20 protein-coding genes and 1 tRNA gene are annotated in these 17,059 nt (G+C 56.0%); 11 read left to right on the forward strand and 10 right to left on the reverse strand.

All coding sequences use genetic code 11. The annotated features are described in order from the left end of the window. From ACR0CR_RS00465 to ACR0CR_RS00490, 6 genes are all read right to left on the reverse strand, one after another. Nucleotides 1-537, reverse strand: coding sequence for a GNAT family N-acetyltransferase (locus ACR0CR_RS00465; protein ID WP_170658529.1), 537 nt, complete (start codon nucleotides 535-537; stop codon nucleotides 1-3). Continuing rightward, nucleotides 534-1,142: a LysE family translocator gene (locus ACR0CR_RS00470; RefSeq protein ID WP_480597485.1), complete on the reverse strand. Its 609-nt coding sequence runs from the start codon at nucleotides 1,140-1,142 to the stop codon at nucleotides 534-536. Before ACR0CR_RS00470 ends, ACR0CR_RS00465 begins: the two co-directional genes overlap by 4 nt. Before the next feature lie 90 nt (nucleotides 1,143-1,232). Continuing rightward, on the reverse strand, nucleotides 1,233-1,502 hold the full coding sequence (gene rpmA / locus ACR0CR_RS00475) for a 50S ribosomal protein L27 (protein WP_010440093.1): 270 nt from the start codon (nucleotides 1,500-1,502) through the stop codon (nucleotides 1,233-1,235). Nucleotides 1,503-1,513: 11 nt separating this feature from the next. Next, a complete protein-coding gene (locus ACR0CR_RS00480) occupies nucleotides 1,514-2,125 on the reverse strand; it encodes a 50S ribosomal protein L21 (protein WP_480595739.1) in 612 nt (203 codons plus the stop codon). A 208-nt stretch (nucleotides 2,126-2,333) separates the two neighbouring features. Beyond that, nucleotides 2,334-3,140 carry a DUF2059 domain-containing protein gene (locus tag ACR0CR_RS00485; RefSeq protein WP_480595742.1) on the reverse strand — a complete coding sequence of 269 codons (807 nt, stop codon included), beginning with the start codon at nucleotides 3,138-3,140 and terminating at the stop codon, nucleotides 2,334-2,336. Next, nucleotides 3,140-3,982, reverse strand: a complete 843-nt coding sequence (locus tag ACR0CR_RS00490; RefSeq protein WP_480595744.1) for a DUF2059 domain-containing protein — start codon at nucleotides 3,980-3,982, stop codon at nucleotides 3,140-3,142. The genes ACR0CR_RS00485 and ACR0CR_RS00490 overlap by 1 nt, the downstream gene beginning before the upstream one ends. Nucleotides 3,983-4,105: 123 nt before the next feature. On the opposite strand from ACR0CR_RS00490, the gene ACR0CR_RS00495 reads away from it, so the two are divergent. The 9 genes from ACR0CR_RS00495 (at nucleotide 4,106) to ACR0CR_RS00535 (ending at nucleotide 12,786) form a co-directional block, all read left to right on the forward strand. Then, nucleotides 4,106-4,195: transfer RNA gene (locus ACR0CR_RS00495), tRNA-Ser, on the forward strand. A 201-nt stretch (nucleotides 4,196-4,396) separates the two neighbouring features. Beyond that, nucleotides 4,397-4,885 (forward strand): hypothetical protein, encoded by a 489-nt coding sequence (locus ACR0CR_RS00500; protein WP_480595746.1) that lies wholly within the window; start codon nucleotides 4,397-4,399, stop codon nucleotides 4,883-4,885. 213 nt (nucleotides 4,886-5,098) lie between these two features. Beyond that, nucleotides 5,099-6,127, forward strand: coding sequence for a zinc-binding dehydrogenase (locus ACR0CR_RS00505; RefSeq protein WP_480595748.1), 1,029 nt, complete (start codon nucleotides 5,099-5,101; stop codon nucleotides 6,125-6,127). A gap of 75 nt (nucleotides 6,128-6,202) precedes the next feature. After that, nucleotides 6,203-7,078 (forward strand): branched-chain amino acid ABC transporter permease, encoded by an 876-nt coding sequence (locus ACR0CR_RS00510; protein WP_480595749.1) that lies wholly within the window; start codon nucleotides 6,203-6,205, stop codon nucleotides 7,076-7,078. A gap of 4 nt (nucleotides 7,079-7,082) precedes the next feature. Further along, nucleotides 7,083-8,180, forward strand: a complete 1,098-nt coding sequence (locus ACR0CR_RS00515; protein ID WP_480595751.1) for a branched-chain amino acid ABC transporter permease — start codon at nucleotides 7,083-7,085, stop codon at nucleotides 8,178-8,180. After that, nucleotides 8,177-8,941, forward strand: a complete 765-nt coding sequence (locus tag ACR0CR_RS00520) for an ABC transporter ATP-binding protein (protein ID WP_480595753.1) — start codon at nucleotides 8,177-8,179, stop codon at nucleotides 8,939-8,941. Before ACR0CR_RS00515 ends, ACR0CR_RS00520 begins: the two co-directional genes overlap by 4 nt. Further along, on the forward strand, nucleotides 8,938-9,711 hold the full coding sequence (locus ACR0CR_RS00525) for an ABC transporter ATP-binding protein (RefSeq protein WP_480595755.1): 774 nt from the start codon (nucleotides 8,938-8,940) through the stop codon (nucleotides 9,709-9,711). The genes ACR0CR_RS00520 and ACR0CR_RS00525 overlap by 4 nt, the downstream gene beginning before the upstream one ends. Before the next feature lie 5 nt (nucleotides 9,712-9,716). Beyond that, nucleotides 9,717-11,603 carry an AMP-dependent synthetase/ligase gene (locus ACR0CR_RS00530; RefSeq protein ID WP_480595757.1) on the forward strand — a complete coding sequence of 629 codons (1,887 nt, stop codon included), beginning with the start codon at nucleotides 9,717-9,719 and terminating at the stop codon, nucleotides 11,601-11,603. 22 nt (nucleotides 11,604-11,625) lie between these two features. Beyond that, nucleotides 11,626-12,786 (forward strand): ABC transporter substrate-binding protein, encoded by a 1,161-nt coding sequence (locus ACR0CR_RS00535; RefSeq protein WP_480595759.1) that lies wholly within the window; start codon nucleotides 11,626-11,628, stop codon nucleotides 12,784-12,786. Nucleotides 12,787-12,853: 67 nt separating this feature from the next. Here ACR0CR_RS00535 and rpsI read toward each other — a convergent pair whose 3' ends face one another. The 3 genes from rpsI to ACR0CR_RS00550 all read right to left on the reverse strand — a co-directional run bounded on the left by rpsI (nucleotide 12,854) and on the right by ACR0CR_RS00550 (nucleotide 15,372). Continuing rightward, on the reverse strand, nucleotides 12,854-13,339 hold the full coding sequence (gene rpsI, locus ACR0CR_RS00540; protein WP_480595761.1) for a 30S ribosomal protein S9: 486 nt from the start codon (nucleotides 13,337-13,339) through the stop codon (nucleotides 12,854-12,856). 6 nt (nucleotides 13,340-13,345) lie between these two features. Then, the gene (gene rplM, locus ACR0CR_RS00545) at nucleotides 13,346-13,804 is read right to left on the reverse strand and encodes a 50S ribosomal protein L13 (RefSeq protein ID WP_039536983.1); all 459 of its coding nucleotides are present in this window, start codon (nucleotides 13,802-13,804) and stop codon (nucleotides 13,346-13,348) included. 164 nt (nucleotides 13,805-13,968) lie between these two features. Continuing rightward, entirely contained in the window at nucleotides 13,969-15,372 is a 1,404-nt protein-coding gene (locus ACR0CR_RS00550; protein WP_480595763.1) for an aminotransferase-like domain-containing protein, read from the reverse strand. Nucleotides 15,373-15,471: 99 nt separating this feature from the next. On the opposite strand from ACR0CR_RS00550, the gene ACR0CR_RS00555 reads away from it, so the two are divergent. Then, on the forward strand, nucleotides 15,472-15,699 hold the full coding sequence (locus ACR0CR_RS00555; RefSeq protein ID WP_170653396.1) for a YjiS-like domain-containing protein: 228 nt from the start codon (nucleotides 15,472-15,474) through the stop codon (nucleotides 15,697-15,699). A gap of 58 nt (nucleotides 15,700-15,757) precedes the next feature. Here ACR0CR_RS00555 and ACR0CR_RS00560 read toward each other — a convergent pair whose 3' ends face one another. Next, nucleotides 15,758-16,201: a PaaI family thioesterase gene (locus tag ACR0CR_RS00560; protein ID WP_480595765.1), complete on the reverse strand. Its 444-nt coding sequence runs from the start codon at nucleotides 16,199-16,201 to the stop codon at nucleotides 15,758-15,760. A 58-nt stretch (nucleotides 16,202-16,259) separates the two neighbouring features. Between ACR0CR_RS00560 and ACR0CR_RS00565 the strand changes: the two genes are divergently transcribed. Continuing rightward, the gene (locus tag ACR0CR_RS00565) at nucleotides 16,260-17,045 is read left to right on the forward strand and encodes an enoyl-CoA hydratase (protein ID WP_480595766.1); all 786 of its coding nucleotides are present in this window, start codon (nucleotides 16,260-16,262) and stop codon (nucleotides 17,043-17,045) included. Nucleotides 17,046-17,059: the final 14 nt, after the last annotated feature.

Raw genomic sequence — 17,059 nt, forward strand, 5'->3', positions numbered from 1 at the left:
TCAGAGTTTTTTGCTGTACGTCCAGGTGGGCACGTTCGCATCGCGCGCCACCGAATAGCTTTCCGCATCACCCAGATACTGGAACCCGCAATGAGTCAGCACCCGCGCCGAGGCCGGATTGTCCTGAAAGACGCTGGCGAACATATTGGCGTTTTCCAGCGGGTTTGCATTCACAAGCGTCTCAACAGCAAGCGACGCGATACCGGTGTTCCAATAGACCGGCGCGACCCAATAGCCGACCTCGGTCTGGTTACGATCCAGTCGGGTTAGCGAGATCAGCCCGATCAGTTCGGGTCCGCCGTCCTTGGTGGCATCCATCGCCCATACGTCTTCGTCACGGTCTTCGGCCATCGAGCGTGTCACAAACGCCTCGATCGAGCCGGGTGGCAACGGGTGCGGAATAGACGTGGTCATGCGCGCCACACGCTCATCGCCTGCGTAATGCTCAATGAGACCCATATCCGACCGGCGCAGCGGGCGCAGGTCGAACCGCTCGGTTTCAATGACCGGCTGATTGATTATCGTCTCAAGTTTCATGAGTGCGTTCCTCCTACGAACAACACGAAAAATACGGACGCAACCGTGAGGCTGGCTAATGTCCACATCAGATATTTTTCCGAAGGGCGACCTTCAACCGCATGAGCGATCCGATCGCCGGCAAATGTCCAGATCGGGTGCAAAACCGCCTGGCAAAGCAATAAACAGAGAGCAATCGTCAACGTTGCGTTAACGGTGGGTGTTCCCGCGGCGACAAAGCCGGTAAATCCGGCGATGATCATTGCCCATGCTTTGGGATTCAGCGGATGCACGATCAGCCCCGCCCAAAAACCTGGCGCATCTCCAACGGTTTCGCCGCGTGCCAGTCGTAGATTTGCAATCTTCCACGCCAGCCAGAAAATATATGCTGCCGAAGCATATTTCAGCGCCGTGAATGCCGCAGGTGCCTGCTCGGCGACCTGCATCAGGCCAAAACCAACGGGCCAGATGATCAGTTGCTTACCCAGGATAACCCCTGCCACAAATGGCAGAGCCGCTCGAAAACCATAGCGCGCACCGGTGCCCAGCAAGACCATATTGGCCGGTCCCGGCGTGCCGACCTGGCTGGCGGCAAAGATCAGGAAACTGGTGGTTGCGACTGTCATCGGATCGGTGTTCACGACTGCGTTAAAACGAGAAAGGGGACCGGCAATTTCTGCCGACCCCCCGAATTTTCAAACCTTATGGGTTTCGGCTTACTCTGCGGCCTCCGCCACTGGCAGGACCGAAATAAAGGTGCGGTTTTTGAGGCCTTTGTGGAACTTCACAGCGCCATCAACAGTTGCAAAGATGGTGTGATCTTTGCCCATGCCTACGCCTTCGCCCGGCCAGAACTTTGTGCCGCGCTGACGTACGATGATGTTGCCTGCGATGGCCGCCTGGCCACCATACAGTTTCACGCCAAGGCGGCGACCAGCTGAGTCGCGACCGTTACGGGAGGAACCGCCAGCTTTTTTATGTGCCATTCTCTCTCTCCTTAGCCTTGAGCCAGCTCTTTGGCTTGCTCAACCCATTCGGGCTTCACTTTGATGGTGTCGATAGCAGCAATCTGCTCGTCCGACAAGGCAGCCAGAGCGGCAAAGCTCTCGATGCCGGCCTCAACCAGCTTTTTGGCAGCGGCGGGGCCGACACCGTTCAGCTTGGTCAGATCGTCAGCGGCAGCAGCGGCGGGTGCCTCTGCTTTGGCTTCTGCTTTCTTGGCAGGCTTTGCAGCAGGTGCCGCTTTGCCAGCCGGAGCAGATCCGGTTGCAGCTTTGATGCCCGACTTGTCAGCGCCTGACGACAGGATGTCGGTGATTTTGACCAGGGTCAGCTTCTGACGGTGGCCAACGGTACGCTTCGAGCTGTGCTTACGACGGCGCTTGACGAACTTGATGACCTTGTCACCTTTGATCTGTTCGATCACTTCGGCCTGTACGCCTGCGCCTTCAACGAAAGGTGCGCCAACAACCGGAGCGTCGCCACCCAGCATCAGAACATCGTTGAATTGAACTTTTTCACCTGCGTCGGCAGCCAGCTTTTCAACGCGGAGCACATCGCCCGCCTGAACCTTGTACTGCTTGCCGCCAGTCTTGAGGACCGCAAACATGCGTCTTTCCTTTTCCAACCCGCGTTCTGTGGTCCCCATATGGGTGTTAACGGCCTCAGCCACCTCGAACAGCGCGCCCTTTTTGGGCTGTGTGACGACCCTGGGACACGCCCCTTAGGTCAAATAATAACGAGACCCGGCGCGGAGATTCCGGCCGGGATGCGGGCTTATCCAAGGATTGCGGGTGAAAGTCAACCAGAATCGGCGGTCAAAGATCCGAGGCCCTGAGCGCACGCGCGACAGTGGTGCCCAACTCAAATGAGATCGTATCAATCATCCGGTCAAACCCTTCGAACAGAGCTTGATTCAAAGCTTGTCCTGTATCCGTCCTTGAGAACGCGATGTTCTCGCGGAGTTGGCCCTCGCTTAACGGTTTGTAGGCCAGCAAAAGGAAAGAATACATCCAGTCCACGGTTTCTTGGCGGGCCTCATCCTGGCCTTCCAACAACTCGCTGAGGATTGACTGATCGTCCACCGGCAAGCCCTGTCCAGAAGACAGTCCGCGATAGAAATTGTAGTCCGCGCTGAGCGTTCCCTGAAGGTTTCGGTCAACCAAATCGTTGACCTCGATATATTCATCGACGAGGCGGAAGAACGGAGTAGATCTGTCAATCTCAGCGTAGTTCAGGCGCGCGAACTCTTCTATGGCGTCGTCACCCAAAGCACGGCGGGCCGAATTTTCCAACGATACGATGGTCTGACCCAGTTCGCTTTCGAAGAAAATCGCCGCTTGTTCCAACTGACCGTCGTCCAAGTTGACTTCAACGGCATCCGACAGTTGCTCATACATCCAAGCAGGTTCGTAGAGCAGTTCAACTTGGTCGTGAAACAGGGGGCCACCTGCGCCGTCTAGCAATCCTTCGTTTATGGCGTTTCCTTGCTCTTGCCCTTCTTCGCGCAGAATTAGCAGGAAAGCGGGCACCTGCATCGCTTCAAGCAAGCGATCAACCCTTGGGTTCGCAAATGCCGAGCTGGCAAGAAGGGAAGCTACAACGGCAAAGGCAACCGTGCGCATCAGATATCCTGTGCTGGCCGCAGTTCGGCCATACGCGCCGCAAGGATTTCAAAGCGCATCGCCATGATTTCGTATTGGATCGCATTCAGCAATTCATAGACTTCCTGCATTAAGGGCTGTTCCAAAGCCTCGACATATGCGTCCACGTCTTCGTTTGAAAAATCCTGATACGTGTACGCCGAGCCGGCCAAAGCAGAAAGTTGCAGCGACCTCCGCATCTCAGCCTCGTTCCGGCGCATCATTTCGCGCAATTCATCACCGCCAAGCTGTAGGTCGATCACACCGGACGCACTTGCGGCCAAAAGAAATCGAACTTGGATTTCTTGCAGCGCTCGTAAAGATGTGCCGCTTGCATCGACAGCCCGATTCATACGCTTGAGACTCTCGACCCGCGTCGATCCTTCCTTGATCAGATCTGAAACGATCTCCTGCCCACGCTGTTGCTTGGCCTGATCGTCCTCATCCATATGTGACGCGTTCTCAGCTTCGACGAGGCGTTGGCCCAGATCCGAGGCGTAGAATGTAACCGCATGGGTGAGCGCCTGATCGCTTAGTGTTTGTTCGAGGATCGAAACGGCAGTTTCGTGCATTTGCTGTGTATCAAAGACTTCTTCAGTCAGGCGTGTCCAATCGGACCCGAAGCCATCCGCGTCGATCCCCAGCATGTCTGGCGCCGAAGCCGAGGCCAGTGCGATGCTTTCAAGCGCAACGTCAAAACCCGTTGTGGTCAGGAAGGCTTCTATCCTGTCGCGGCTGGCGGCCTGTGACGGCATGGCCATCGTGCACAAGGCCAGTAACGGCAGAAACAGGGACAGGGTCGCGCGGCGCATCAAGTAGGTCATAATAAGCAGCCTAGGTTTTTTAGGCCCGCTGGCAATGGGAAATCCGGGGAACAGAAGATTTCGGAATTTTCTGCTTGCACCCCTGCCCGTTCCTTACTACATCCCGCCCTCACAGACCCCCGCGGAGAGGTGCCGGAGTGGTCGAACGGGGCGGTCTCGAAAACCGTTGTGGGTGCAAGCCCACCCAGGGTTCGAATCCCTGTCTCTCCGCCACAATCAATCCAAGTTGGACAACCCCGGATAGAGCGATAGAGCTTTGTTTCTCGTCTTGTGGCGTGAAGTCGCCGCTTGCGTGCGGTCTTATCAGCATGGTGTGGCTCAAATCGGCTTTCTGCTGATGTCTGCCCGGAATTCCCCTTTGTGATCAGGTATTTTTTCCCCATCTCGGCAGCATATCATTTGTAGGAGAAAGACATGAACCGTCTCATTCTGATCGTAGTCGTCCTTGTTATTGGCGCAGGGGCTTATTTCTTTGTATCCCGACCCGATCCCACACCAGCCGAGCAATTGCAGTCTGCGGCTGAAAACGTCGGCGATGCTGTCAGCGAGGCTGCTTCCGCCGTACAGGACGCCGCGGGTGAAGCCGTAGAAACAGCCACACAACAAGCGTCGGATGCCGCGTCGTCCTTGACCGATCAGGCCGCTGACACCGCTTCTGAGGCAGGTGATCAGATAGCATCTTTGGCAGCGCAGGGTCAGGATTTACTCAACACATGGGTGCAAGAAGGTCTGCTGACGGCACAGCAAATCGACTATGATGCCATGATGACGTCGTTGCAGGACAGCGCGTTGTCACAAGAAATCAAAACTCAGGTGGCCCTGATTCTGGACGAAATCAAAGCATCGCCAGAGACTGCAGTGGCCAAAATCGAAGATCTGCGCAAACTGCTAACGCAGCAGTAAGCCCAATTTGGGGCGGGCCCGCTGCGGTCCGCCCTGCACTACCATGTGTTGGGCTTCCTCGACGTTAAAGTTGGTCACAATTGACCTTCGAGGTGTGTTTTGTTTGGTTTGAGATAAGACGGTTGCCCTGAAAGACCGACTGCGTTTGCGCCTGTTTTCACAGCGGTCTGACAAGGCGGAACGTCAAATCCAAGCTGTATCGAGGACATGAACATGACAACCCTTCCAGATTCGATGTTCGCTGTTATTCAAACCCACGACGGGTATTCAGGCGAAGCGACCGGACCGACGTTGGACAAAGCCTCTGACTGGCTGGCCGAGGCCGAGCTGCCGGTTCCCGCACCCGGACCGGGTCAGGTTCTAATCCGGTTGCGCGCCTCGTCCGTTAATCCGTCGGACATTCACTTTATCAAAGGCGAATATGGTCAACCTCGGGTCAAAGGCGCGGCGGCCGGATTCGAAGGGTGTGGTGACGTTGTCGCCACCGGAGAAGGCGCAGAAGCCCTTCAAGGTCAGCGTGTCGCGTTTGTGGCCGCAGGGTCTGGGGCTTGGGCGGAATACGTGGTGACACAGGCGCAGATGTGTATTCCCCTGCGCCCGGGTATCTCGGATGAGGACGGCGCGGCGCAGATCGTGAACCCCATGACCGCCATGGCGATGGTCGATATCGCGCGGGGGGACGGTGAGGCGTTCATTGTGTCCGCCGCTACCAGCCAGTTGGGCAAACTGATGTGTAGCCTGGGTCGGGACTTGGGGCTAAAGCCGATCGCTCTGGTCCGCCGAGCAGAGGCTGTAGAGCCGCTTAAAGAGCTGGGTGCTACCGAGGTCCTGGTGACCGCTGACCCTGGCATTACCGAGCAATTCGCCGCAGTGAGCAGAGAATTGAAACCGCGTGTGTTTTTGGATGCTGTCGCAGACCAATTGTCCGAGCAAGTTTTCTGCAACATGCCGAACGGTGCGCGCTGGGTCTGCTATGGCAAGCTGAGCCCCGAATTACCCAAGCTGACGCAGACGGGCCAGTTGATCTTTATGAACAAGCGGATCGAAGGGTTCTGGCTGACGCAGTGGATGATGAACACGCCACCTGCGGACCAAATGCCAGTTGTGGCTGAAGTGCAGGCCAGATTTGCCGACGGTCGCTGGAAAACTGATGTCTCTGAAAGGCTTGCCCTGAAAAATGTGGTCCCAAGTCTGGCCGATGCGCTAAAAAAGAGTGACGGAAAGGTGATAATCACGCCATAGTGGTATCAAGCTCCGGGTCCGGCACAGGACCCGGAGTACAAAAAACGCCGGACATACCGGCATGGGAGGGTGAATTTGGATAACGCGCAGCTGCTGATAAGCGGGCTGGCGAATGGCTGTGTGTACGGCCTGATCGCACTTGGCTTTGTGTTGATTTACAAGGCGACCGAAGCTGTGAATTTCGCGCAGGGCGATTTCATGATGCTGGGCGCGTTTGTGACCATTGGTCTGACAAATACTGAATATATGGGGCTGCCGTTCTGGCTCGCGCTTCCGATCTCATTGGGAATCATGGGCGCGCTGGGATATCTGATCGATAGGCTGATCATCCGCCGCCTGTTCGGCGAAAGCCAGACGGCTGTTGTGATCCTGACAATCGCCTTGGGCTTTGTGATTCGGTTCTTTGCCGGTTTGATCTGGGGGCACGAACCACAGACGCTGCAAAACCCGCTGGCCGGAAAAGAGCTGCGCTTTGGCGGGCTTGTTCTGGGGATGGAGGATGTCGCCGTTATCGTCGTGACGGTTCTGCTGACATGGGGGCTGTACGTGTTCTTCAGCAAGACCAAACTGGGCCTTGCGATGCAGGGCGCGTCTCAGAACCAGTTGGCGGCATATTACATGGGTATCCCGGTCAAGCGGGTGCAGGGCTTTATCTGGGCGCTGGCCGGCGTTGTCGCAGGGATTGCGGGCATCCTCTTTGCGGCCAAAGGTTCAGTGGATCCGTCCACCGGTCTGTTGGGCATCAAGGCTTTTGCTGCCGCGGTGATCGGAGGGTTCGGTAGCCTGCCCGGCGCGCTGGCGGGTGGCTTGATCGTTGGCGTCATAGAACCCTTTGCCAGCCGCTATATCGCAGCGGGTTATAGCCAAATTGCACCGTATGCTCTGTTGTTGGCGGTGTTGATTTTCCGCCCACACGGGCTGTTCAGTCAGATACGGCTCAAGAAGGTCTAAGCGCATGAGGATCGTTTTCAAAACCGACTACATGCAAGATATCCGACCCTGGAAGGATGGATATCAACTGCGGCTCTATCTGATCCTTTTGGCCATCGCTGCTATGGCGCCATGGTGGCTGGATGCATTCTACCTTGGCGAGTTGACGAATGTGCTGATCTGGGCAATCGCGGGGTTGGGGTTGATGATCCTGACCGGTCATACTGGTCAGGCCAGCCTGGGTCACGCGGCATTTTTGGCGGTTGGATGCTATGCGAACGTCATTCTGATCGAGGCAGGCGTACCGTTTCTGATTGCCTTCCCGGTGGCTGGCATCATCACAGGCATCGTCGGCGTCACCGTAGCCATCCCGGCGCTGCGCCTGCATGGCATTTATCTCGCGATCTTCACCTTGGCATTGTCGATCCTCATGGATGACATCATCGTTCTGGCCGAGCCCATTACCGGCGGTGTTGCTGGGAAATACATGGGCGGGGTTGAGATATTCGGGTTTCTGGTAGACCGCTGGGCCACCCCAAACCAGTTTTACTGGCTGGTTCTTGCTGTGGCGGTCATCGTCACGCTTGGATACATAAATTTGCTTCGCGCACCGCTGGGGCGCAGTTTCATTGCGGTTCGCGATTCCGAAGTTTCCGCGCAGGCAATGGGCGTCGACATTGCACGGACCAAGATGATTTCGTTTGCCCTGTCTTGCGCAGTCACCGGCTGGGCCGGTGCGCTGATGGGGCTGTTTTCCGGCGCGTTCAACAATGAAACATTCAGTGTCGTCATCTCGATTCAGTTGTTGATGATGATTGTGATCGGCGGGCTGGGGTCGATCCACGGCGCGTTTCTTGGGGCCATCGTGATCGGGTTTCTGCCTCAGTTCCTGTCCATCTCAAAAGAGTATGTCGGGGCGCTGTTCGGCGGAAACACCGTTGCCATACCCGGCCTTGAATTCGGCGTGTTCGGCATGATCCTGATCGCGTTCATTCTGTTCGAACCGATGGGGATGTATGGCCGATGGTTGAAAATCCGCACCTGGTTCGAACTTTTCCCCTTCTACCGCAAAGATATGTTCAAACGGCAGAAATCCTATCTCAAGACGGAGCGTCTGAGATGAGTATGCTGGAGTTCGAAAACGTCACCCTGAAATTCGGCGGCCTGACTGCGGTGGACAACCTTTCTTTCTCAGTCAACGAAGGCGAGGTGTTTGCGATTGTCGGGCCGAACGGTGCGGGCAAGTCGACCGTGTTCAACTTGATATCGCGTTTCTATGATCCATTTGCCGGGTCGATCCGATTTGACGGCCACGATCTGTTGCAGGTCAAACCTTCCGGCGTTGCGTCCTTTGGCGTTGCGCGAACATTTCAGAATATCGAGCTGTTCGAACACGCGACCGTCCTGCAAAACCTGCTGGTTGGGCGACATAGGCACCGCCGTACGAACCTGATCTCCGAGATTCTGTTCACTCCGTCGGTCAAGCGTCAGGAAATCGAGAACCGCGAAAGGGTTGAAGAGATCATTGATTTTCTCGACCTGCAAGCCGTGCGCGACAAGATGATCTCTGGTCTGCCATACGGCGTGCGCAAGGTGGTCGAGGTTGCGCGCGCTCTGGCAACCGATCCAAAGCTGCTATTGCTGGACGAGCCCGCCTCGGGACTGTCCGTTGAGGAAACCACGGATATGCGCTGGTGGATCGATGACATTCGGCGGCAGATGGGGATCACTGTGCTGATGGTCGAGCATGACATGGGTCTTGTGTCAGGCGTGTCTGACCGAGTTCTGGCGATGGCGGATGGCGCGAAATTGGCGCTTGGCACACCGTCAGAAGTGCAATCCCACCCGGCTGTTGTCGAAGCATATCTGGGGAAAGCCTCATGACTGAGCCGATCCTGAAAATCCGCAATGTCGAAAGCTTCTATGGCCCGATCATGGCCATTCGTGGTGTGTCTTTGGATGTTCACCCGGGCAAGATTGTCTCGATCCTTGGGGCCAACGGCGCGGGAAAGACAACTCTTATGAAAACCGTATCGGGGGTGATGGACCCGGAAAAGGGTACAATTACCTTCGACGGTAAGGAAATTCAGGGGGCAGAGCCGCACAAAGTTGTCGGTCAGGGCGTCATTCATATCCCCGAAGGGCGCGAGGTCTTTCCTTTGCTGACAGTGGATGAGAACCTGAGCCTCGGCGCCTACACCCTGTCGGACAAGGGGCAAATCGACCACGACCGCGATCTGGTGTTCTCATATTTCCCTGTCCTTAAGGAACGACGAAATCAAGAGGCCGGAACCCTGTCCGGCGGCCAGCAGCAGATGCTGGCGATTGGCCGAGGGTTGATGGCAAACCCTAAAATCATGCTGCTGGATGAGCCTTCGCTGGGGTTGTCACCGCTGCTGGTCCAGGAAATCTTCGGTATCCTCAAGCGTTTGAACGACGAACAGAACATGACGATGATGCTGGTTGAACAGAATGCGAATGCGGCCCTGCAGCTGGCCCATCATGGCTATGTCATGGAGATTGGGCGCATCGTGATGGATGGTGCGGCGGATGTGCTGATGCAATCCGAGGACATTCAGAATTTCTATCTGGGTGTTCAGGAAGAAGGCACACGCGAGAACCGCCGCTGGAAACGTAAGAAGACGTGGAGGTGAACCAGATGGACGCAAACGCCCTGCCCCCACAGAAAATGATCAATGGTGTGCAGTTCAACGCCACCCCTGGTCAACGCCCATTGCGGGTCGATGGCTGCATCACGATCAGCGAATTGTTCCAGAAACGCTGCGCAGAGTTGGGCGACCGCACCGCGCATCGCGAGAAGGACTTTGGTATCTGGAAGTCCTATTCATGGTCTGACTATTGGCAGCACGCCAAATGGATTGGTCTGGCCCTGCGCGGGCTGGGGATGCAACGTGGCGAGGTCGTGTCGATCCTCTCCGAAGACCGCAAGGAATGGGCCTGGTTCGATATGGGCATTCAGGCGGTCGGCGGGATCGCTTCGGGTGTCTACACCACGGACTCTGCCAACCAGTTGGAATACCTGATCAACGACAGCGGCAGCCGCTTTCTGGTCGTGGAAAACGAGGAACAGCTGGACAAGTTTCTTGAGATTGAGCACGCCGTCCCGGACTTGCAAAAAGTCATAATCCTTGAGGACGAAGGGCTTCATGATCTCGATCATCCTCGCTGCATGATGATCGACGAGCTGTACGATCTGGGTAAACAGGCCGAAGCACAGGAACCCGGTGCCTTCGAGGCCGAAATTGCGCTGTCCACGCCGCAGGATACTGCGCTGCTGGTTTATACATCCGGAACCACGGGCAAGCCGAAGGGCGCAATGCTGAGCAATGAGAATGTCATGGCCGCCATCGAAAGCGGTGCACATGCCCTGCCCGCCTTGGAAACGGATGAGCAGCTGTGTTTCCTCCCATTATGCCATGTCCTGGAGCGTGGTGTTTCCGTGATGTTTCCGCTTGCGTCCAAGTGCACAGTGAACTTCGCCGAGAGTCCCGAGACGGTTTTTACAAATCTGCAAGAGGTCTCTCCAGCAACATTCACCGCCGTGCCGCGCGTGTGGGAGAAAATATACTCACAAGTCTTGTTCATGGTGAAGCAGGCCACACCGACCGGGCGGACTGCATTTGGATTGGCGCTCAAGGCTGGAATGGCGCGGGCGGATTATCTTTTGTCGGGCAAACCGGTCCCTGCTGCGGTTGCAATGCAATACTGGTTTTGGGACAGGCTCGTTCTTCGCAACCTGCGGCGAATGCTGGGTATGGATAATTTGCGCCGGGGAGGCTCGGGTGCTGCTCCGATTTCCGCAGATCTGTTGCGGTGGTATTGGGCGATTGGTGTGCCTGTGGTCGAAGGTTTCGGTATGACCGAAACAACGGGGATCGCTGTTCTGAACACACTTGACGCGAACCGACCGGGCACGATTGGCCGGGCTGTCGAAGGCAACGACCTGCGCATAGCGGATGACGGCGAAATTCAGGTAAAAGGTCTGAACGTGTTTCAGGGATACTGGCGCAACAATGCCAAGACGGCGGAAACGTTCACCGCCGACGGATGGCTGCGAACGGGCGACCTGGGTGAGGTTGACGCAGACGGGTTTGTGACGATCACCGGTCGACTGAAGGATGTCATAATCACGGCCGGAGGTAAGAACATAACGCCTGCCGAAATAGAGACACGGTTGAAATTCAGCCAGTATATCTCGGATGCTGTGATCATCGGTGACGGGCGAAAATATCTGACGTCGCTGATCATGATCGATCAGGAAAATGTCGAAAAGTTCGCACAAGAGGGCAAAATCCCGTTTTCCAACTTTGCTTCGCTGTGTGCGGCCCCTGAGATTCGCGACCTGATCGGGGCTGAGGTCTCAGCGACGAACAAGGAATTCGCTCGGGTAGAACAAATTAAGGATTTCCGCCTGATCAATGTCCTGCTGACCGCTGACGACGAAGAGTTGACGGCAACCATGAAGCTGAAACGAAATATGGTCGAAAAGAACCACGCGCATCTTATTGAAGACATGTACAAATAATCAGATCTAAGGGAGGAGCATAATGAGGAACTTTCTAAAAGGGGTCACAGCGGCCACCGCTTTGTCGATGTCGGCAACGATGGGTTCGGCCGAAACCCAGGGTGTGACCGACGATGAAATCGTCATCGGGTCAGTCAACGACCTGAGCGGTATTTTTGCGGCTGTCGGAGTGCCCGCCACCAAGGGCGCGAATGTCTACTTTGACAGGGTCAACGCTAATGGCGGCGTTCACGGACGCAAAATCCGTTATGTGGTTGAAGACAACGGGTACCAAATGCCGCGCGCAATGCAGGGCTATAACAAGCTACTGAACCGCGACAAAGTCTTTGCCATGTTGCAGTCGTTGGGCACGCCGATGAATGTCGCGGGTTTCAAGCTTCTGGACCCCAAGGGCATCCCGAACGTCGCGCCGTTATCTGCCGCGCGTCAGATGCTGCAAGAGCCGATGGACAACAAGTTCACCGCCTTTTCGACCTATTTCGATCAAAGCCGCGTCGGCGTGAAATACCTGGCTAAGGAATTTGGCGGGCAGTCCGTCTGCTCGATGTATTTGCCTACCGATTTCGGCGAAGAAATCGTCGAAGGTACCAAGGCAGGTGCCGAAGAGGCTGGGATTAACTTTGTCGCCGAAACCACTCATAAACCAGACGAAACGGACTTTGTGGGTTCGCTCAGCAAGCTGAAGGAAGAAGGTTGCGATATCGTCACCATTGCCTTGGGCGTCCGGCAGGCGATCACCGTTGTGGGCACCGCCAAGAAGATGGGACTTACAGATATGAAGTTCCTCGGCACATCGGCAAGCTTTTTGACCGTGGTCGCGCAAGTTCCCGGTGGCGTGACAGACGGTTTCTACGCCGCCGCCTCATGGCAGGACCTGTGGGCGCGTGCGGATGAGCCCGCCCCCGCTGCGTTTATCGAAGAGTACAAGGCCGCGACCGGAGAAGACCCTGTCGGTTTCGCGATGCTTGGCTATTCAGCGGCTGAAACGATGGTGCGTGCGCTAGAGGCTGCCGGACCTGACCTGACCCACGAAAGCTTCATAGCCGCTATGGAGACGTTGGACTATCAGGATGAGTTGGTTGGAAACCACATGACATTCGGACCAGACGATCACCAGGGTGCGGACTCGGTCTACGTCAACGTCGTGGAAAACGGCGCTTGGAAACTGGTTTACGAAGAATAACCAGCATCAATAAACGAAAAAAGGGCTCGCAATTGCGAGCCCTTTGCTTTTCGAAGTTCCGTAGCGATTAACGCTTCGAGAACTGGAACGAACGACGCGCTTTGCGCTTACCGTATTTCTTACGTTCCACAACGCGGCTGTCGCGGGTCAGGAAGCCAGCGGCTTTCAGAGCGCCACGCAGGTTGGGGTCATAAAGCTGCAACGCTTTTGAGATGCCGTGCTTGACCGCACCGGCCTGACCGGTCAGGCCACCACCTTTGACGGTCGCAACAACGTCGAACTCACCTTCCACACCAGCAACCTGAAACGGTTGGCGCAGGATCAGCTGCAAAACGGGACGCGCAAAGTAGACGTCCTGATCCTTGCCATTCACGGTGACCTTGCCGGAACCCGGCTTGATCCAAACGCGGGCAACAGCGTCTTTACGCTTGCCGGTGGCATAGGAGCGCCCCAGTTCGTCACGAACGGGTTCACGCACGATGACTTCTTCAGCCACAGTTTCAACGCCTGCGACGGCGCTCAGCTCTTCGAGAGTATTGATCTGATCAGCCATCGGTCATTAGCTCCGGGTGTTTTTCTTGTTCATGGACTTAACATCCAGAACTTCGGGCGCTTGCGCCTCATGAGGGTGCTCGGCACCGGCATAAACGCGCAGGTTGGTCATCTGCTGACGCGCCAAACGGTTGCCCGGCAGCATGCGCTTGACCGCTTGGGTCACGACGCGCTCGGGGTGTGCACCTTCCAGGATCTGCTGCTTGGTGCGCGACTTGATGCCGCCCGGGTGGCCAGTGTGCCAGTAGAAGTTCTCTTCGCGCTTCTTGCCGGTCATCTGGATCTTGTCAGCGTTGATCACGATGACATTGTCGCCCATGTCCATGTTCGGGGTGAAGGACGCTTTGTGCTTGCCACGCAGGCGCATGGCGACGATCGAGGCAAGACGGCCCAAAACAACGCCCTCGGCGTCGATCAGGATCCATTTCTTGTCGATGTCTGCAGGTGTTGCAGAAAAGGTTTTCATGGCAGGATAGTCCTGTTTGATGTGAAAGACCGCCCCCATGTCGGAGCGGCCCGAATTCGATGGAGCGTATTTAGAGGGGACACAGTGACAGGTCAACAGCGTTAGGATCTTTTTTAGATAGCAAAACCAATGATTTAGCAAATAGGTATTATTTTACCCCAAATCTAAACGCTGATTTGTTCGGGTGGATTGTCCAACAAGGCGCGCAGGCGTTGCATAGCGGCTTCGAACCGTTCAATTGAGACATGGCCGTTCATTGCGATGCGCACTGCGTTTGGTGCGCGCCCGTCGCGCAGGGCGAACTCATCAGCGGAACGCAGCTGAATACCCTCGCGTTCGGCGGCACGGCTGAAGGCGGCGGCGCGCCAGCCGGAGGGCAGGTTCAGCCAGACAAACGGCACATCCGGAGCCCAGTTGAGATCGAACCCGCCCAGGGCATTGACGGCCACCCGGACATATTCCCCCATCTTAGCGCGCACATCCTTGGCAATCTGGCGCGTTCTGGGGTCTGAAAGCAGCAATCGGGTCAATTCCGCCAGCGGCTGTGCCAGACCAAAATACCCGTATTCGGCAGAGCGTCGCAAATCCACACTGCGTTCGCGCGGTGCAATCGCGAAGCCGACGCGCAGCGATGGTGTCAGGGTTTTTGAGATCGACGATACGTGCCAACCCCTTTCGGGCGCCAAAGCGCGGTAGCTCGGTTCACGCGCGTCGCCCATTCGATAGCAATCATCTTCGACGATCTGAACGTCATAGCGTCTTGCGACCTCAACGATCTCTTTCCGCCGTTCCATCGGTGTGTGTGATCCTGTCGGGTTTTGCACCTCGGGCGAAACACAAACTGCCTGTGCCGGAGTTTGCCGCAAGACGTGTTCCATGGCGTTTGGGTCAATTCCCCATTTGTCCATTTTCACACCGACAATCTCGGCACGCATCAATTCCCCTGCCCTCCGGAACCCGGCGTATGACAGGTCCTCGACCAGAACGACGGGTTTGGGGCCACGCAAAATGGTTTGAAACACCAGGCACAAGCCGTTCTGACCGCCATGTGTCAATACAATGTCGTCCTGCGACAACGCGCCAAGCGGTATGTCTGACAGCCAATCTACAACGACCTGACGCATCGGCTTGTATGCATCGCGTGTGGGGTAATTCAAAAACAGGCCTGGATCGGATTGAGCGACCTTCTTCAAACATTCCCGTATCAGAGTGACCTGCCCCACATCCGGCAGCCGCGGGCTGAACAGGCTGACACTGGCGTTGTATTTGTCGTCCCTCAGATGAAGCTGCCGGGCCCAAACATCGTCCAAAAGCGGGGATTTTGGAGGTGCCACAAATGTACCACGGCCGACCTCAGCTAGTAACAATCCCTCATCAGTGAGAATCGTGTAAGCCCGTGCTACGGTGCCCGGCGTGATTTGTAATTGGTACGCAAGTTCCCGCACCGGAGGCAGCTTCACGCCAACCTCCAGCGTTTTGTTTTCAATCGCTTTTCGTATTGTGTCAGCCACCAGTGTATACTTGGGGCCTTTGGACTTTGGCAGCGATTCTGGCCAAATTGTATCCATTACAATTATTCCTTTGATTGCGACACAATGTTGAATGTATCAATCTCATATACCGAACATATTTGTTTTGTGTCAATACAATTTGAAAGGATACCCAAGATGACACGCGCAATGCACAACCCAGCCCTTCTGCTGCTGAACGACAGCCCTCGGCTGCCGCTGATCGCCGCACTGGCCGTGCGGTTTGCGGCGACCGTCACCAAATGGGAACAACGTCGCCGCAGCCGAGTGAACCTCGGCAGGCTTGATGACCGGTTGCTCCGGGACGTTGGTCTGACGCGATATCAGGCCAACTCGGAAACCAGTCGTTATTTCTGGATGAGTTAAACAATCCCCAGTCCCAATTTTGGGACCTCTTCCTGGCCGGGGTTCGCCCCGGCCTTTTTTATCCGAACGCCGCCGCGGCGGATCCTTCGGGTGGAATTGAATAAGTTAAACTGGCCCGCGCCACAGGTTTGTCTGACCCTTCCGAATACATCAGCACGTCACCGACGGCCAAAGTGCGCCCCAGTTTCAACAGACGGCAATGGGCGATCATGTCGGCGCTGCCCTCGGGTTTTCGCAGAAAATCCATCGAGCTGCCCGTGGTCACCGCAAGGGATTTGCGTCCCTTTCGCGCCAGCACCATGGCATAGACACACACATCGGCCAGACCGAACATGGATGGGCCAGAAACCGTGCCCCCTGGCCGCAAGTGACGGTCTTCAACGATCAAACGCATTGTAATTGTGTCTTCGGAAAGCTCCTCGACCGCGAAGTCTTTGTGAACTTGTGGGAATACCTGTTCTAGATACTCCGTCAGTTCTTGTTTGTTCAGGGCCAATGACATGCTTCCCCTCCTCCTGTTCCCGGCCTAGAGTTGGCCCGGATTCAGGTGGGAGGACAAGATGGGAATTCTGGAACGTAACGACACAGGTGCAATCGCGCGACTGAAGATGAACGCTCCAGAGCGCCTGAACGCCCTGAGCGATGAGATGATTGCAGCGCTGCAATCGGAATTCGACGCGCTGCGCGAGGATCGTTCGATCCGGGTTGTGATCCTTTCTGGTTCCGGGAAAGCATTTTGTGCCGGGCACGACCTGAAGCAGATGACCCAGGGCCGTCAGTCCGAGGACGGGGGGAAAGCTTATTTCCGGGATCTGTTTGACCGTTGCGCAAAAATGATGATGTCCATTCAATCCTTGCCGCAACCGGTGATTGCCCAGACACATGGGATCGCGACCGCCGCCGGTTGCCAATTGGTCGCGACTTGCGATTTGGCCGTTGCGGCCGAAGGCACGCGATTTGGCGTGAATGGTGTAAATATCGGACTATTCTGTTCGACACCGATGGTCGCCCTCAGCCGCAACATCCCGCGCAAACGCGCATTTGAATTGCTGACGACCGGTGATTTCGTTGATGCCGACCGTGCGTCCGAGCTTGGTCTGATCAACCGAGTTGTCCCCGAGATGCTGCTGGAGCACGAGGCAAATGTGCTGGCCGAACAGTTGTCCTCAAAGTTAGGTGCGGCGGTAAAAATCGGGAAACAGGCGTTCTACGAACAACTGCAAATGCCCGTGGATCAAGCATATGCCTATGCCGCCGAGGTAATGACACAGAATATGCTGGGTCGGGATACCGAAGAAGGAATTTCCGCATTTATCGAAAAAAGACCACCAAATTGGAAGCAGTAAGTAGATTATTTTCA

The organism is Ruegeria sp. AM2, assembly GCF_056540685.1.

Excerpts from the sequence above, each read along its gene's own strand:
- ACR0CR_RS00520 (WP_480595753.1), top strand. The coding sequence starts at position 8,177 with ATGAGTATGCTGGAGTTCGAAAACGTCACCCTGAAATTCGGCGGCCTG.
- ACR0CR_RS00565 (WP_480595766.1), top strand. The coding sequence starts at position 16,260 with ATGGGAATTCTGGAACGTAACGACACAGGTGCAATCGCGCGACTGAAG.
- ACR0CR_RS00555 (WP_170653396.1), top strand. The coding sequence starts at position 15,472 with ATGACACGCGCAATGCACAACCCAGCCCTTCTGCTGCTGAACGACAGC.
- rplM (WP_039536983.1), bottom strand. The coding sequence starts at position 13,804 with ATGAAAACCTTTTCTGCAACACCTGCAGACATCGACAAGAAATGGATC.
- ACR0CR_RS00525 (WP_480595755.1), top strand. The coding sequence starts at position 8,938 with ATGACTGAGCCGATCCTGAAAATCCGCAATGTCGAAAGCTTCTATGGC.
- rpmA (WP_010440093.1), bottom strand. The coding sequence starts at position 1,502 with ATGGCACATAAAAAAGCTGGCGGTTCCTCCCGTAACGGTCGCGACTCA.
- ACR0CR_RS00515 (WP_480595751.1), top strand. The coding sequence starts at position 7,083 with ATGAGGATCGTTTTCAAAACCGACTACATGCAAGATATCCGACCCTGG.
- ACR0CR_RS00500 (WP_480595746.1), top strand. The coding sequence starts at position 4,397 with ATGAACCGTCTCATTCTGATCGTAGTCGTCCTTGTTATTGGCGCAGGG.
- ACR0CR_RS00490 (WP_480595744.1), bottom strand. The coding sequence starts at position 3,982 with ATGACCTACTTGATGCGCCGCGCGACCCTGTCCCTGTTTCTGCCGTTA.
- ACR0CR_RS00465 (WP_170658529.1), bottom strand. The coding sequence starts at position 537 with ATGAAACTTGAGACGATAATCAATCAGCCGGTCATTGAAACCGAGCGG.
- ACR0CR_RS00505 (WP_480595748.1), top strand. The coding sequence starts at position 5,099 with ATGACAACCCTTCCAGATTCGATGTTCGCTGTTATTCAAACCCACGAC.
- ACR0CR_RS00480 (WP_480595739.1), bottom strand. The coding sequence starts at position 2,125 with ATGTTTGCGGTCCTCAAGACTGGCGGCAAGCAGTACAAGGTTCAGGCG.
- ACR0CR_RS00530 (WP_480595757.1), top strand. The coding sequence starts at position 9,717 with ATGGACGCAAACGCCCTGCCCCCACAGAAAATGATCAATGGTGTGCAG.
- ACR0CR_RS00485 (WP_480595742.1), bottom strand. The coding sequence starts at position 3,140 with ATGCGCACGGTTGCCTTTGCCGTTGTAGCTTCCCTTCTTGCCAGCTCG.
- ACR0CR_RS00550 (WP_480595763.1), bottom strand. The coding sequence starts at position 15,372 with ATGGATACAATTTGGCCAGAATCGCTGCCAAAGTCCAAAGGCCCCAAG.
- ACR0CR_RS00470 (WP_480597485.1), bottom strand. The coding sequence starts at position 1,142 with ATGACAGTCGCAACCACCAGTTTCCTGATCTTTGCCGCCAGCCAGGTC.
- ACR0CR_RS00535 (WP_480595759.1), top strand. The coding sequence starts at position 11,626 with ATGAGGAACTTTCTAAAAGGGGTCACAGCGGCCACCGCTTTGTCGATG.
- rpsI (WP_480595761.1), bottom strand. The coding sequence starts at position 13,339 with ATGGCTGATCAGATCAATACTCTCGAAGAGCTGAGCGCCGTCGCAGGC.
- ACR0CR_RS00560 (WP_480595765.1), bottom strand. The coding sequence starts at position 16,201 with ATGTCATTGGCCCTGAACAAACAAGAACTGACGGAGTATCTAGAACAG.